The sequence below is a fragment of the Actinoplanes nipponensis genome, assembly GCF_016862275.1.
Lineage (GTDB): Bacteria > Actinomycetota > Actinomycetes > Mycobacteriales > Micromonosporaceae > Actinoplanes > Actinoplanes nipponensis.
In genome coordinates, this window is sequence record NZ_BOMQ01000004.1 from 15,120 (window position 1) to 29,974 (window position 14,855).

Below are 14,855 nucleotides of genomic sequence, written 5' to 3' on the forward strand. Positions count from 1 at the left end.
CGAAGCCGATGGCGCCGGTCTGCGACGGCGTGGTCAGCGACCGCGCCACCCGCCTGAACCATGGACAGCCAGCCCACAGTCACCAGGCACCAGCGACCAACGACCAACGACCAACGACCAACGACCAACGACCAACGACCGGACCGCATCGCAGCCTGCCACTGGCTCGGCCGCGCCCGCCACTAACCCGACCGCGCCCGCCACCGGCCCGGCCGCGCCCGGCGGACCCTCCCGACCGTTCTGGCAAGCAGAGAACCGTCGCCGCTCCGGGCGGGCGGCGACGGTCGTGCCGTCAGCGGGCCCGGCCGGCCAGCAGGCGCCGAGGGCTGAAACGCACCAGCAGGTCCCGCCCCCGGCTCAAACCGCTCATCCAGCGGGCCGACACGTCTCCCGCCCCCATCCGCCAGCGCAGCATCACCGACGGCGGCAGCACGATCGCGGTCAGCCGGGTGCGCCGCGTGGCCGTCTTCGCCAGGCCCTTGCGGACCTGCTGCAACGCCACCGTCAGCTCGCCGCCCTGCAGCGGCTGCCGGGCGTACCGGGCGCGCTCCTCGGCCCGGCCCAGCAGGGCCGCCGATTCCGCCGGGCCGTCGGTCAGGTCGGCCTCGCGGACCAGCCGCTGGGCCGTGTGCCGGGGGGTTTCGGTCGGGTCCACCGGTACGCGGTAGTCGACCATCGTGTCCACCAGCTCGTCCCACGCCGCGTGGGCGTCCTCGCGGGCGCGGACCGCCTCGGTGGTCACCACGATGTCGCGGCTGCCCGGTGGGGCCGGGCCGGTCGCCGCGGCCACCGCCGTCACCTTGGGGGCCGTCGCCGCGTGCCGGCGCCGGCGTACCAGGATCCGGCGCAGGGCCGGCACCGCCAGCAGCGCCAGGACCAGCGCGATGATCGCCACCGTCAGCAGCGCCCGCGTCGAGCTGCCCGACCGGTTCGCCGGGTCGTTCGCGTCGAGGCCGCCGGCGTTGAGGTCGCGGTCCGGGCGGTTCGCCGCGCCCGGGGCCGCCGACGGGTTGGCGCCGGGGGCGAGCGACGCCGAGGACGTCGGGGACGGGGCCTCGACCGCGTCCGTGTCCGGCGCCCAGTCCGAGCGGGTCGAGCCGACCACCGCGGCGGCCGGGGTGGCGTCGAACGGGACCCAGCCGAAGCCGTCCAGGTAGGCCTCGGTCCAGGCGTGGGCGTTGCGGTTGGTCAGGATGTACGCGTTGCCGTCGCGGGTGCTGCCGCGGGTGAAGCCGAACGCCACCCGGGCCGGGATGCCCGCCTTGCGCACCATCCACGCCATCGCCGCCGCGTACTGCTGGCAGTAGCCCGCCTTGCCGGCCAGGAACGCCGTGATCGCCGACGCGCCGGCCTTCGGGTCCGCGGTCTGCAGGCTGTACGAGAAGCCGTTGTCCCGGGAGAAGTACCGGTAGATCGCCATGATCTTGTCGTACTCGGTGTCCTCGCTGCGGGTCAGGTCGCCGACCAGCTTGTCGACCTTGGCGTCGTCCGGCACCGTGGTGAACTGGGTGCGCAGCGGGTTGTCGCGGGCCAGCGCCGGCGCGGTGCGCAGCTCGGCCGGCGTGTACTTGGCCCGCAGGTAGTCGAACGAGTACTTCTTGCCCTTGGTGGTCGTGCGGTTGGAGTAGACGACCTGCGTGTTGGGGTCGTACGACCAGGCGCCGTCGAGGCCGTCCGTGTCGATGGTGGTCGCGTAGACCGGCGCCAGGCTCTGGCCGAAGTCGTTGGTGATCTCCACCTCGGCGCGGTACTGGCGGTACTGGGCCTCGGCCGAGGCGGCGCTCTGCCGGGGGTCGCCCAGGCCCTGCGACAGCGGGCGGCCGTTCGGGGCGCGGTTGCTGAAGCCGTCGGAGGTGAGCACGTCGGCGACGCCGAAGCGCAGGTAGAACGGGTCCGGCTCGGTGGTGGTGACCCGGACGTAGTTGGTGACCTGGGCCTGGTTGAGCTGGCCGCTCAGCGAGGCGAACAGGTTGATCCGGCCGCTGCCGCCGCTGCCCGGGCCGCCCGCGCCGGTGCCGCTGCCGACCTGGGTCAGCGAGTTGAGCAGGCCCGTGTTGAGGCCGGGCACGATCAGCGGCAGCAGCACGGCGGTGGCCACGCCGATGACGGCGAGCCGGCGCCCGGCCGCGGCCAGCGGGGAGGGCTCCCACACGTCCACGTCGCGGCCGTCGCCGGTGAAGCGGCGGCCGAAGCGGCGGACCCGGTCCACGTTGTCGGCGACCAGCAGCCACAGGAAGCCGGTCGCGCCGACGATGAAGGGCAGCACCGGGACGCTGTCGACGTACACGGCCACCGGGACCGAGTAGATGGCCAGCATCGGCAGGCCGGCCAGGGCCGGCCGGCGGGCCACGACGGTGAGCAGGTCGACCGCCACGGCGACCGCGCCGATGCCGAGGACCGCGACGAACAGCAGGCCCTCGCGGTCCGGCACCGGGACGCCGTACGAGCGGGTGTCGTTGCCGGCGTCGCTGAACAGCGCGCCGAAGTGTTCGAACGTCGCCGGCGACGGGATCAGCGAGAGCAGTTCCTCGCCGCTGGGGAACATCCAGGTCAGCGTCAGCAGCAGCACGACGACCATGCCGAGCGCCTGCGCCCAGGTGGGGAAGCGCAGGGTCCGGGTCAGCACCGCCGCCCCGGCGACCAGGCCGACGGCCAGGATGCACTGCATCAGCCAGGTCCAGGTCTCGAAGATCGCCGACAGCGGTGCCGCCGCCAGCAGGGTCGCGGCCGCCGCCACGAGCCCCAGTCGTCGTCGCCCGGTCACCGGAGAACTCCCCTCATCGTCCGACCGTCTCCGCCATGGCCGCGCGGTAGGCGAAGCCCTGCGAGCCCCGGCCGGCCGCCGGCCAGAGCGCGGCGAGCGAGTCGCCGTGCGCCACCGCCACCGAACGCCAGCCGCTGCGGACCAGGGCCAGCGCCGACGAGCCGTGCGCCCGGTCGGCCTCGGTACGGTCCCCGGGTGTCATGTTCACCCAGGTGGAACTGTCGATCGCGAACCCGATGCAGGTCGCGCCGTTGCCGCGCAGCCCGGTCAGCACCTCCGCCTCGGCCGTGCTGAGCGTGCCGAACAGGCCGATCACCAGGCCGCCGTCGGAGCGCCGCCGGACCTGGTCGACCAGCACCGAGATGTCGCCGGCCGGGGTCAGCTTGACGTCGGCCAGGGTGTCCAGGATGGCGCCCTCGCCGCCGATCTCGGTGGCGTCGACGTCCACCCCGGCCCCGGTGACCAGGCGCAGCTTGTAGCCGGCCTGGCGCAGGTGCATCGCGATGCTGGCGGCCGCCGAGACGGCCCACTCGAAGCTGGCCGTCGGGCCCTCACCGCGGTGCGCGGCCAGCCGGGTGTCGAGCACGACCGTGGCCCGGCTCTCCCAGGGCTGCTCCTCGCGGCGCACCATGAGCTCGCCGGTACGGGCGGTGGAGCGCCAGTGCACCCGGCGCAGGTCGTCGCCGCGCCGGTACTCCCGGGTCGCCGCGTCGTCCTCGCCGTGCACGGCCACCGAACGGGCTCGGCTGTCGCCCGTGCCCGCGTACTCGCCGGCCAGGCGTACCGCCGGCAGCGGGACGACCTGGGGGATGACGGTGAGCCGGTCGACGCTGGGGAAGGAGCGGGTCAGCTCGCACAGCCCGAACGGGTCGGTCAGCCGGATCACCAGCGGGCCGACCGGGTAGCGGCCGCGCACGTCGGCCCGGACCGTGTACGCCACCGAGCTGGCCTGGTGCGCGCCGAGCCGTTCCAGCACCACCCGGGGCCGGCTGCCCAGGGCGTACGGCAGCCGGTCCTCCAGCAGCAGCGTGCCGGTGGGCAGCCGGGACATGTTCTGCAGGCGCAGGATGACCCGGGCGCTCGAGCCGACCGGGGCCCGGCCCGGCTCCAGCGAGCGGGTGCACGCCAGCTTGTAGCGGCTGCGGCCGACGTACGCCGCGGCCAGCAGCGGCAGCATGGCCAGCAGGATCGCCACCCGCAGCAGGTCCTTCTCCCCGAGGATGAACGCGGAGATGGCGGCGGCCGAGCCGGCGGCCAGGAAGGAACGGCCGCGGGTGGTCAGTCCCCGCAGGGCCTCGCGCATGTCAGCGCCCCCGGGACTCGTACTGCCCGCGGGTGTCGCCGACGGCGCGGGTGTCGTACGGCGAGCGGTTGCGGTCGTGCGGCAGCGGCAGCCGGTGCACGATCTCCGCGACGATCGCGTCGGTGGTGCGCCTGTTCAGCTGGGCGTCCGCCGTCGGGATGATGCGGTGGGCGAGCACCGGCACCGCCAGGGTCTGCAGGTCGTCCGGCAGCACGTAGTCGCGGCCCTCGAGCGCCGCGACGGCCTTGGCGGTGCGGATGAGCTGGAGGGTGGACCGCGGCGAGGCGCCGAGGCGGATCTCCGGGGCCTCCCGGGTGGCGGTGACCAGCGCGATCGCGTACTGCTGGACGGCCTCGGCGGCGTGCACGTCGCGCGCGGTGGCGATCAGCCGGCGGACCAGGGCGGCGTCGGCGACGGCGCGCAGGTCGTTCAGCGGGTCGTGGGCGCCGTGGCCGTTGAGCATCGCCATCTCGGCCCGCGGGTCCGGGTAGCCCATCGCGATGCGGGCGGTGAAGCGGTCGCGCTGCGCCTCGGGGAGGGGGTAGGTGCCCTCCATCTCGATCGGGTTCTGCGTCGCGATGACCATGAACGGCGCCTGCAGCTCGTACGTGGTGCCGTCGACCGTGACCTGCCGCTCCTCCATGCACTCGAGCAGGGCGGACTGGGTCTTCGGGGAGGCCCGGTTGATCTCGTCGCCGACCACCAGGTTGGCGAAGACCGCGCCCGGCTTGAACTCGAAGTCGCGGGTCTCCTGGTTGTAGACGCTGACCCCGGTGACGTCGCTGGGCAGCAGGTCGGGGGTGAACTGGATGCGCCGGACCGAGCAGTCGATCGAGCGGGCCAGCGCCTTGGCGAGCTTGGTCTTGCCGACGCCCGGCACGTCCTCGATCAGCAGGTGGCCTTCGGCCAGCAGCACGGCCAGAGCCAGCCGGACCGTCGCGCTCTTGCCCTCGATGACCTGCTCGATGTTGGCCATGATGGCCCCGCTCGCGGCGAGGAACTCATCACTCGGCAGGGGACCGCCGGGCTGGTCCCAGGTTGGCGTTGTCACGGGCCTCCTCCATGAATTCAACCGAAGGTTCGCGGGCGGCCGGCGGTCCGTGGGCCTCCGGCGCTCGCCGCCCGTCTCCACAGGTTAGCCCGGTCACAGCAACCTGCCGAGCCGGTGCTAACGCTAGTGACGGCTTGTGGTCAACTGGACACGCATATCGGATGGGTTACGAATCGGCCCGGTTGATACCGGTCGCCGCGGGAACCGGACGCCCGGTATCATGCAGTCATGGCTCGGTCCTTCCTGCTTCTTAGCCGGCCGTGCTGATCTCTTAGCAGAGAACAGCGCGGCGCCCCCTCCTGCGAGAGGGGCTTTTTTGTGCCCTGAAGTAGGTGATCCCGGTCGACTGACTTTTCGAAAGAACGAGATGGTGACGATGAGCGAGTCCGAGACCAACGCGGACGTCCCGCCGTACCGCTACACGGCGGCCATGGCCGCGGAGATCGAGCCCCGCTGGCAGGACTTCTGGTCCGCCCACGGCACGTTCCACGCGCCCAACCCCACCGGTGAGCTGGCCGATGAGTCCCATCCGCGGGCCGGGGCGCCGAAGCTGCATGTGCAGGACATGTTCCCCTACCCGTCCGGCGCCGGCCTGCACGTCGGGCACCCGCTGGGCTACATCGGCACGGACTGCTACACCCGCTACAAGCGGATGGCCGGCTACAACGTGCTGCACCCGATGGGCTTCGACGCCTTCGGCCTGCCCGCCGAGCAGTACGCGGTGCAGACCGGCACCCACCCGCGGATCACCACCGAGGCCAACGTCGAGCGCTACCGCGGGCAGCTGCGCCGGCTGGGCCTGGCCTATGACGAGCGGCGCAGCTTCTCCACCACCGACCCGGAGTACTACCGCTGGACCCAGTGGATCTTCCTGCAGGTCTTCAACTCGTGGTTCGACCCGTCCGACGCCAAGGCCAAGCCGATCGAGATCCTGGTCGCGCAGTTCGAGGCCGGCGAGCGCGGGACCCCCGACGGCCGGCCGTGGGCCGAGCTGTCCGGCGTCGAGCGCCGGCAGGTGATCAACGACTACCGCCTGGCGTACGTCAGCGAGGCGCCGGTCAACTGGTGCCCGGGGCTGGGCACGGTGCTGGCCAACGAGGAGGTCACGCCGGACGGGCGCAGCGAGCGCGGCAACTTCCCGGTCTTCAAGCGCAGCCTGAAGCAGTGGATGATGCGCATCACCTCCTACGGCGACCGCCTGGTCGACGACCTGGACACGCTGGACTGGCCCGAGCCGGTCAAGCTGATGCAGCGCAACTGGATCGGCCGCTCCCGGGGTGCGAACGTCGACTTCCCCGTCGAGGTTTCCGGATCTGCCGGCGAGTCCGTAATCTCCGTCTTCACCACCCGCCCGGACACGCTGTTCGGCGCGACGTACATGGTGCTGGCGCCCGAGCACACCCTGGTCGACACGATCGTGCCGGCCGCCTGGCCCGAGGGCAGCAAGCCGGCCTGGACCGGCGGGCACGCGAGCCCGGCGGAGGCGGTGGCGGCGTACCGGGCCGCGGCCGCGGCCAAGACCGAGGAGGAGCGGACCGCCGACGGCAAGGTCAAGACGGGCGTCTTCACCGGCGCGTACGCCACCAACCCGGTCAACGGCGCGCGCATCCCGGTCTTCATCGCCGACTACGTGCTGGCCGGCTACGGCACCGGCGCGATCATGGCGGTGCCCGGCCAGGACGCCCGCGACTGGGCCTTCGCCGAGGTCTTCGACCTGCCGATCATCCGTACGGTGCAGGCGCCGGACGGGTTCGAGGGCGCCTTCACCGGCGACGCCCCGGCGATCAACAGCGACTGGCTGAACGGCATGGGCGTGGCCGACGCCAAGGCCGCGATGATCGCCTGGCTGGAGGAGCACGGCCACGGCCGCGGCGCCACCACGTTCCGGCTGCGCGACTGGCTGTTCAGCCGGCAGCGCTACTGGGGCGAGCCGTTCCCGATCGTCTACGACGAGACCGGCCTGCCGGTCGGGCTGCCCGACGAGATGCTGCCGGTGGTGCTGCCGGACACCGACGACTTCTCGCCGCGCACCTTCGACGCCGACGACGAGCACAGCGAGCCGGAGACGCCGCTGTCGCGCAAGAAGGACTGGGTGACGGTCGAGCTGGACCTAGGCGACGGGCCCAAGACCTACACCCGCGAGACCAACACCATGCCGCAGTGGGCCGGCTCCTGCTGGTACGAGCTGCGCTACCTGGACCCGCACAACGACAAGGTGCTGGTCGACCCCGAGAACGAGGCCTACTGGATGGGCCCGCGGGACGCGGCCGACTGCGGCGGCGTCGACCTGTACGTCGGCGGCGTCGAGCACGCGGTGCTGCACCTGCTGTACGCCCGCTTCTGGCACAAGGTGCTGTACGACCTGGGCCACATCTCGTCCTTCGAGCCCTTCCGCAAGCTGTTCAACCAGGGCTACATCCAGGCGTACGCGTTCCGGGACGCCCGCGGCGTCATCGTGCCCGCCGAGGAGGTCGTCGAGCGCGACGGCAAGTGGTACTTCGGCGAGCAGGAGGTGGCCCGCGAGTACGGCAAGATGGGCAAGTCGCTGAAGAACGTGGTCACCCCGGACGACATGAGCGAGCAGTACGGCGCCGACACGTTCCGGGTCTACGAGATGGCGATGGGCCCGCTGGACGTGTCCCGCCCCTGGGACACCCGGGCGGTGGTCGGCTCCCAGCGGTTCCTGCAGCGGGTCTGGCGGCTGGTGGTGGACGAGGAGACCGGTGCGGTCCGCGTCACCGACGAGCCGCTGGACCCGGCGACCCGGCGGGTGCTGCACCGCACGATCGACGGCGTCCGTGAGGACATGGACGAGCTGCGCTTCAACACGGCCATCGCCAAGCTGATCCAGCTGACCAACACGCTGACCCCGCTGGCGGCCACCTCCCGGGAGGCGATCGAGCCGCTGGTGCTGATGATGTCGCCGTTCGCGCCGCACCTGGCCGAGGAGATGTGGCGCAAGCTGGGCCACGACGGCACGCTGGCCTACGCCGACTTCCCGGTGCCCGACCCGGCCCAGCTGGTGGCCGAGTCGATCACCTACCCGGTGCAGGTGAACGGCAAGGTCCGCGGCCGGGTCGAGGTCGCGCCGGACACGACCGAGGACTCGGTACGGGCGGCAGCGCTGGAGTCGGTCGCCGAGGCGCTGGCCGGCCGGGAGCCGCGCAAGGTGATCGTGGTCAAGGGGCGGCTGGTCAGCGTCGTCGTCTGAGCCCGTCCCCGAAGTGAAGTCCCGGCACCGGCCCGTCGCCTCGCGCGGCGGGCCGGCGCCGTTCGGGAAACCCGGGTGCGCGGGGCCACGGGTGTCCGGGAGGATCCCCGTCGTGGCTGATCTCCCGGACGTGCTGACCATCGACCCGCTGAGCTCGCCCCCGGACGCGAGTGTGCGGCCGCCGGGGTCGAAGAGCATCACCAACCGGGCGCTGCTGTGCGCGGCCCTGGCCCCGGGAACGTCGACGCTGACCGGCGCCCTGTTCGCGGACGACACCCGGGCCATGCTCGGCGCGGTCGCCGCCCTGGGCGCCACCGTCGACGCCGACCCCGCCGCCGCGACGGTCACGGTCACCGGCGTGGACCCGCGGCTCGGCACGGCGGACGCCACGGTCGACGCGCAGCAGTCCGGCACGACGTCCCGGTTCGTCCTGCCCGCGGCGGCGCTGCGCCCCGGTCGTACCGTCGTGGACGGCTCGCCGCAGCTGCGCGCCCGGCCGTTCGGGCCGGTCCTGGCCGCCCTGCGGGACGCCGGCGCGGAGGTCTCGCCGGGCGACTTCCTGCCCGCCACCGTGCGCGGCCCGCTGCCCGGCGGCCCGGTCCGCGTCAGCGGCCACATCTCCAGCCAGTTCCTGTCGGGGCTGCTCATGGCCGGCCCGCTGATGACCGGCGGCCTGGCCGTGGAGCTGACGTCGGCGCTGGTCTCGGTGCCCTACGTGGAGATGACCAGGGCGGTGATGGCGGCCTTCGGCGTCGAGGTGGCCGGCCTGACCGTGGCACCGGGCGGCTACCGGGCCACGGACTACGCCATCGAGCCGGACGCCAGCGCGGCCTCGTACTTCCTGGGCGCGGCGGCGGTCGCCGGCGGTCGGGTGACCGTGCGCGGGCTGGGGACCGGCAGCCTGCAGGGGGATGTCGCGTTCGCCGACGTGCTGGCCCGGATGGGCGCCACCGTGACCCGCTCGGCCGACTCGCTCACGGTGAGCGCGGGCGGCGCCCTGCACGGCGTGGACGTCGACATGGCCGACATCTCGGACACGGCGCAGACGCTGGCCGCGGTGGCGGTGTACGCGGACTCCCCGACCCGGGTCCGCGGGATCGGCTTCATCCGCCGGAAGGAGACCGACCGGGTAGCGGCGGTGGTCACCGAGCTGCGCCGGGCCGGGATCGACGCGGTGGAGGACGAGGACGGCTTCACGATCCACCCGGGTCGGCCGCGGCCGACCCGGTTCGCCACCTATGAGGATCACCGGATGGCGATGAGCCTGTCGCTGCTGGGGCTGCGGTCGCCGGGGATCGAGATCGCCGACCCGGGCTGCGTGGCCAAGACCTACCCGGACTTCTTCACGGACCTCGCCCGGCTGAGCTGAGGCCGGCCGGGAACCGGTCGGGTCAGGCGGCGGTCGGGGTGACCAGGGCGGCGGCGGCCGCGTCGCGGCGGGCGGCCAGGCGCCAGCGCAGCACGATCGTCGTGGTCAGGGCGAAGCCGATCACGGCCGGGGCCAGCGTCAGCGGGTTCATCGAGCCGGGGGAGGCCACCGCCGCGCCGATCACCGCGTACGAGACCGCCGACGGCACCGCGGCCAGCGTCGTGCCGAGCAGGTAGCGCTTGCGGCACACCGAGGTGGTGCCGTAGGCGAACCCGATCAGGCCGAACGGCGCCAGCGGCAGGAAGCGGACCAGCAGCACCGCCGCCAGGCCGCGGCGGTTCAGCCAGCCGTCGAGCCGGTCGAGCCGGCCGCCGGCCCGGGCGCCGAGCGCGCCTCGGCCCGCCCAGCGGCCCGCGTAGTAGGTCGCCACGGCCGCGATGACGGCCGCGGCCAGCGCGGTGGCCGCGCCGGTGGCCGGTCCGAGCAGGGCGCCGCAGGCCAGCGTGATCGCGGTCCGCGGCACCAGCACCGACAGGAGCAGGCCACCCACCACCGCGATGGCGACCGCGGCGGCCGGGCCGAGGGCGACGACCGAGTCGGCGATGGCCTGCAGCGGCAGGACCGCGGCGGCCACGCCGAGGGCGGCGACGACCACGCCCAGGATGCCGAAGCGGGCGAGCCGGTGACGCGGGCTCGCCGGGTGCGCCGGGTGCTGCGTGCTGACCTGAGGGTCCGTGGCGGGAACGATGCCCCGCGGGGCGATCAGGGTGTCAGTCATGCAGGCGTACCCCTCAAAATCTCGTCGGTCCAGGTCAGCTGGTCGGGCGCCGGAGAGCTCAGGCGGCGCCCGCTGCGGCGAGCCGCTCGCCTCGGAGCCGGTCGGCCCAGGTGTCGTCGAGCGGTGTAAGGCTATCCGCGCCGATCGCCCAGCGCAGTAGCAGATCGGCTATAGCTGGGTTGCGGGCGAGCGCGGGGCCGTGCGCGTAGGTGCCGAGGATCTTGCCGTGCCAGGCGCCCTCGGTCTGCCCGTCGTTGCCGATGCCGGCGGTCACCCGGGCCAGCGGCGCCACTCCCGGGCCCAGGTGGGTCCGGCCGCCGTGGTTCTCGAAACCGGTCAACGGGGGCAACCCTAGCCGGGGATCGATGTCGCCGCGAACTTCGCCCACCGCGCGGGTCTCACCCCGGTCAGAGCTGAGGTCCAGCAGGTCCAGCCCGGCGCACTTGGCCCCCTTGGCGAAGAACGAGCTGCCGAAGAGCTGGTAACCGGCGCAGACGGCGAGCACGGCCGCGCCCTGGTGCACGGCCCGGTGCAGGCCGCCGTCGGCGATCAGCCGCTGGGCCGCGAGCGCCTGCGGGCCGTCCTCGCCGCCGCCGATCAGGTAGATGTCGGCGGTGGTGGGCATGGCCTGGTCGGAGCGGACCTCGTAGGTCTCCACCGGGATCCCGCGCAGCGCGGCCCGGCGGCCCAGGATCAGCAGATTCCCCCGATCGCCGTACGTCGACAGCAGGTCGGGGTAGATCCAGACGATCCGCAGGGTGCTCTCACTCATGGTTCTTCCTCGGTTCTCCGCCGCGGGCAGGCTCAGTTGACACGGTCCAACTCCGCTCGGATGTCCTGGAACGCCGTGTAGTTCGCGATCACTTCGAGGCGGCCCGGCGGGCTCGCGCGTACCGCCTCGTCGAAGGTATGCACGTGCCGGAAGGCGACATCGTTCACTTCCAGCCGGACCGCGAGGTCGTAGGCCCGGTCGCCGGTGATCAGCACCTGCCTGCCGCGCAGCGGCGAGAAGTCGACGTCGTAGAGCCAGGACGTGTCGAAACCGTCGGGGTCGCGGGCGTTGATGGACAGCAGCGTGGGGGCCACCTCGGCCATGTCGAACGCCTCGAGCCAGCTCGCCGGGTTCTTGGCCAGCAGCAGCCGGATGTTGCGACCGTCCCGCTCGACCTGGGCGTACCGGCCGGCCACCGAGGCGACCCCGGCCAGGCGGGGGACGGCCTCTATCGGCCGGACCCCGAACTCGGCGGCGACGGCCAGCGCGGTCGCGGCGTTGCCCAGGTTGACGTGCCCGGGCAGCTGGAGCTTGACCAGGTGCCAGTCGCCGCGGGGGTCGATGACGCCGTCGTCCTCGACGGTCCACTGGGCCTGCGGGCGGCGCAGCGGGCACCCGGTGCAGCGCCAGTCGCCGTCGGCCCGCTCGATCGGGGAGCCGCACTCGGGGCAGACGAACGAGTCGTCGTGCCAGCGCTGGCCGGCGCTGAACCAGACGACGTGGGCCGTGTTGACCGCGGCCCAGACCACCATCGGGTCGTCGGCGTTCGCGACCACGTGCACGTCCGGGTGGGCGGCCAGGGCGGTGCGCCACATCTGCGCCATCATGGCGACTTCCTTGGCCCGGTCGAGCTGGTCGCGGGAGAGGTTGAGCAGCGCCACCACGCGCGGCGTGGTCTCGTCGATCACCCGGGCCAGGTAGTGCTCGTCGACCTCGAGCACCGCGAACGGGGTGGCGCCGGCCTTGGCCAGGGCCGAGGTGTGCCCGGTGGGCATGTTGGCGCCGAAGGAGTTGGTGGCGACCGGGCCCAGCACGCCGAGGGCGGCCGCGGTGAACCGGGTCGTGGTCGTCTTGCCGTTGGTCCCCGAGACCAGCGCGATCGCCCGGCCGGCGGCCAGGTTCTTCAGCAGGTCGGGATCGATCTTGAGACCGATCCAGCCGCCGATCACCGAGCCGTCGCCGCGGCCGGCCGCCCGTGAGAGCGCCGCAGCGGTTCGCGACACGGAGGTCGCGACCTTGGCCCGTAGGGGCATCTTCCCGTCCGTCACGGCGACGAGGGTACCGGAAACGGACACTACGTCGAGTGGCCCCGGGGTCCGGCCGCCACCGGCCGGACCACGGTCGCCGCCTCCGCCGAACGGATGATCTCCACTACCCCACCCGGTGCCGAGTTTGCGCCGCTGAGCGCGTTTACCGCCGCATTCTCCCGACCTGACGGGAGCCCATGATCGACCCCGGTGAGGCTTTTTGTGTGTTGTGTTTCACCCGTAACCTTCGACGTACGGTGATCGAACCATCACGACAAGCATCGGCATTTGTCACAGCGCGGTTACAAACCGGACAGGCTCGCGTGTGCCAAATACTCTGCGTAGCCAAGCCGGACCCGACGGTCGGCTCGGAAATCGGGTAGCAAGGGTGAGCCGGTGAGCGACCGCTCGCCGCTCGTACCGCCACGGACCACGCCGAGCCCTGCCCCGGTCCGGGCGGCACGACCACGATTGCGTACGACGACACAGGCATACGGGGGCAGGGACGGGGGACCCATTTCCGGTCCCACGGGGAACGCCGCTCGCGGCGTCCTCCCGCGGACCTTGGGGTGAAGCCACCAGCGGTGGCCGGGCAACCTTCCCGCCCGAACCCGACAGCTAACCTCGCAGGCGTGCCGGAGGGATATCTCTACCGTGCACGAACGCACCTCGCACCGGCGCCGTCGCACCATGGGCACCGGTTCCGTCGCTCTGTCCCTGGGTCTCTGCCTCTGTGCCGGCCAGCTGGTCGCCACCCCGGCAGCGTCCGCCGCTCCCGCCCCCGTCACGGCGGCCGCGGCAGCGACCGTCAAGCCCAAGCTCACCAACTCCTACAACAGGAGGACGGTGTCCTACGGCTCGACGGTCAAGGTGACCGCGAAGCTGATCAACCCGAGGACCGGCAAGGCCGTCACCAGCGGCAAGGTCAAGCTCCAGATCCGGGGCAACAAGTCGTGGAAGACCTGGGTCACCAAGTCCAGCAACTCCAAGGGCGTGGTCTCGTTCCTGACCAAGCCCGGCTCGTCGATGTACTACCGCACCGTCTTCGCCGGCACCAAGGGCTTCGCCCAGGTGCGCAGCAGCCAGGCGAAGATCACCGTGCGGAACAAGGCGGCCAAGGTGCTGGCCGAGGCGGCCAAGCACAAGGGCGCCCCGTACAGGTTCGGCGCTTCCGGCCCGAACCGGTTCGACTGCTCCGGCTACACCATGTACGTCTACAAGAAGGCCGCCGGCAAGAAGCTGCCGCACAAGGCCAACTCGCAGCAGCGGTACGGCAAGGCCGTCGGCAAGGGCAGCAAGAAGGCCGGTGACCTGTTGGTCTTCCGTTCCGGCTCGTACGGCACCCACGTCGGCATCTACGCCGGTGGCGGCTACATGTGGGCCGCCCCGCACACGGGCGACCGGGTCAAGAAGCAGAAGATCTACGGCAAGAACTACGTCGTGCGGCGCCTCGTCTGAGGGTCACCCGGAAGTAGGGCACGGCAACACCAGTAAGAACGGCAACACCAGTAAGAGCAGTACGACAGTTCAGTGGGGCGCGACCCGGTTCGGGTCGCGCCCCACTGTCGTGTCCGCCCCAATTTCCCTCCACTTCGCTCCCCGCCGCGCGGCCGAAGGGCGCCGGAGCCTTCCCCAACGCCCGATTTCGGGGGACTTTCGTGCCCGCGTGGGCGGCATGTCGGAAAGTGGACCATGGTGCGGCCCGCCCGGCCCTCCACATCCACCCCACCCGCTCTGACGTGCGGATACATCCGCGAGTCGGGTTCGCGGAAGCGCTCATTCTTGTTGCGAGTGGAGGGAAGTGGAGTAGAGTGGAGCGCAGTGGCAGGGCCTGAGGAGGAGCTGAATCCGAGGGGATTGCCGGCCCGACGACAGGCGGTCCGCGACCGCTGAGGGGCAGGGGGTGCGCCGATGTTCCTCGGCACGCACACCCCGCGCCTCGACGACAAGGGCCGGTTGATCCTTCCGGCGAAGTTCCGCGACGAACTGGCGGGAGGTGTCGTGATCACCAAGGGGCAGGAGCGTTGCCTGTACGTGTTCCCGATGCCGGAGTTCCAGCGGATCGCGGGCCAGCTGCGCGAACAGCCGGTCACCCACAAGGCCGCCCGGGCCTACAGCCGGGTGTTCTTCGCCAGCGCGCACGACGAGATCCCCGACAAGCAGGGCCGGGTCACCATCCCGGCCCACCTGCGGGAGTACGCGGGGCTCAACCGCGAGCTCGTGGTGATTGGGGCGAGCACGCGGGTGGAGATCTGGGACAAGCAGTCCTGGGAGCAGTACCTCTCGGCGAGCGAGGACGACTTCGCCGACATCGAGGAGGGGGTGCTGCCCGGCGGACTGTGAGGCGTGGCACCTGTGGG

10 protein-coding genes and 1 riboswitch are annotated in these 14,855 nt (G+C 72.3%); of the genes, 4 read left to right on the forward strand and 6 right to left on the reverse strand.

The features are described 5' to 3' along the window. Positions 1–292 precede the first annotated feature (292 nt). The 3 genes from Ani05nite_RS00310 to Ani05nite_RS00320 are packed head-to-tail and all read right to left on the reverse strand — an operon-like array spanning position 293 to position 5,118. Positions 293–2,764 (reverse strand): transglutaminase TgpA family protein, encoded by a 2,472-nt coding sequence (locus tag Ani05nite_RS00310; RefSeq protein ID WP_203762543.1) that lies wholly within the window; start codon positions 2,762–2,764, stop codon positions 293–295. 13 nt (positions 2,765–2,777) lie between these two features. Beyond that, positions 2,778–4,067, reverse strand: a complete 1,290-nt coding sequence (locus Ani05nite_RS00315) for a DUF58 domain-containing protein (protein WP_203762546.1) — start codon at positions 4,065–4,067, stop codon at positions 2,778–2,780. Between the two features lies 1 nt (position 4,068). After that, on the reverse strand, positions 4,069–5,118 hold the full coding sequence (locus Ani05nite_RS00320; RefSeq protein ID WP_203762549.1) for an AAA family ATPase: 1,050 nt from the start codon (positions 5,116–5,118) through the stop codon (positions 4,069–4,071). 376 nt (positions 5,119–5,494) lie between these two features. Here Ani05nite_RS00320 and leuS point away from each other — a divergent pair, with 376 nt between their 5' ends. Further along, positions 5,495–8,329: a leucine--tRNA ligase gene (gene leuS, locus Ani05nite_RS00325; RefSeq protein ID WP_203762552.1), complete on the forward strand. Its 2,835-nt coding sequence runs from the start codon at positions 5,495–5,497 to the stop codon at positions 8,327–8,329. 112 nt (positions 8,330–8,441) lie between these two features. Beyond that, a complete protein-coding gene (gene aroA / locus Ani05nite_RS00330; RefSeq protein WP_239129039.1) occupies positions 8,442–9,698 on the forward strand; it encodes a 3-phosphoshikimate 1-carboxyvinyltransferase in 1,257 nt (418 codons plus the stop codon). Between the two features lie 22 nt (positions 9,699–9,720). On the opposite strand, the gene Ani05nite_RS00335 is transcribed toward aroA, so the two are convergent. From Ani05nite_RS00335 to Ani05nite_RS00345, 3 genes are read right to left on the reverse strand one after another with little or no spacing between them, the layout of a single operon-like run. Next, entirely contained in the window at positions 9,721–10,476 is a 756-nt protein-coding gene (locus tag Ani05nite_RS00335; RefSeq protein WP_203762555.1) for a TVP38/TMEM64 family protein, read from the reverse strand. Positions 10,477–10,534: 58 nt separating this feature from the next. Further along, positions 10,535–11,248, reverse strand: coding sequence for a type 1 glutamine amidotransferase (locus Ani05nite_RS00340; protein WP_203762558.1), 714 nt, complete (start codon positions 11,246–11,248; stop codon positions 10,535–10,537). A 32-nt stretch (positions 11,249–11,280) separates the two neighbouring features. Next, positions 11,281–12,501: a Mur ligase family protein gene (locus Ani05nite_RS00345; protein ID WP_203762944.1), complete on the reverse strand. Its 1,221-nt coding sequence runs from the start codon at positions 12,499–12,501 to the stop codon at positions 11,281–11,283. A gap of 462 nt (positions 12,502–12,963) precedes the next feature. After that, positions 12,964–13,143: riboswitch (cyclic di-AMP (ydaO/yuaA leader) on the forward strand. Positions 13,144–13,149: 6 nt separating this feature from the next. On the opposite strand from Ani05nite_RS00345, the gene Ani05nite_RS00350 reads away from it, so the two are divergent. Together Ani05nite_RS00350 and mraZ are read left to right on the forward strand one after the other, a co-directional pair. Then, on the forward strand, positions 13,150–13,953 hold the full coding sequence (locus Ani05nite_RS00350) for a C40 family peptidase (RefSeq protein ID WP_239129040.1): 804 nt from the start codon (positions 13,150–13,152) through the stop codon (positions 13,951–13,953). Positions 13,954–14,406: 453 nt separating this feature from the next. Continuing rightward, positions 14,407–14,838 (forward strand): division/cell wall cluster transcriptional repressor MraZ, encoded by a 432-nt coding sequence (mraZ, locus tag Ani05nite_RS00355; protein WP_203762561.1) that lies wholly within the window; start codon positions 14,407–14,409, stop codon positions 14,836–14,838. Positions 14,839–14,855 lie beyond the last annotated feature (17 nt).

What these genes read in the sequence shown, in the direction of transcription:
- Ani05nite_RS00315 (WP_203762546.1), bottom strand. Translation starts at nt 4,067, where the DNA reads ATGCGCGAGGCCCTGCGGGGACTGACCACCCGCGGCCGTTCCTTCCTG.
- leuS (WP_203762552.1), top strand. Translation starts at nt 5,495, where the DNA reads ATGAGCGAGTCCGAGACCAACGCGGACGTCCCGCCGTACCGCTACACG.
- Ani05nite_RS00335 (WP_203762555.1), bottom strand. Translation starts at nt 10,476, where the DNA reads ATGACTGACACCCTGATCGCCCCGCGGGGCATCGTTCCCGCCACGGAC.
- Ani05nite_RS00340 (WP_203762558.1), bottom strand. Translation starts at nt 11,248, where the DNA reads ATGAGTGAGAGCACCCTGCGGATCGTCTGGATCTACCCCGACCTGCTG.
- Ani05nite_RS00345 (WP_203762944.1), bottom strand. Translation starts at nt 12,501, where the DNA reads ATGCCCCTACGGGCCAAGGTCGCGACCTCCGTGTCGCGAACCGCTGCG.
- mraZ (WP_203762561.1), top strand. Translation starts at nt 14,407, where the DNA reads ATGTTCCTCGGCACGCACACCCCGCGCCTCGACGACAAGGGCCGGTTG.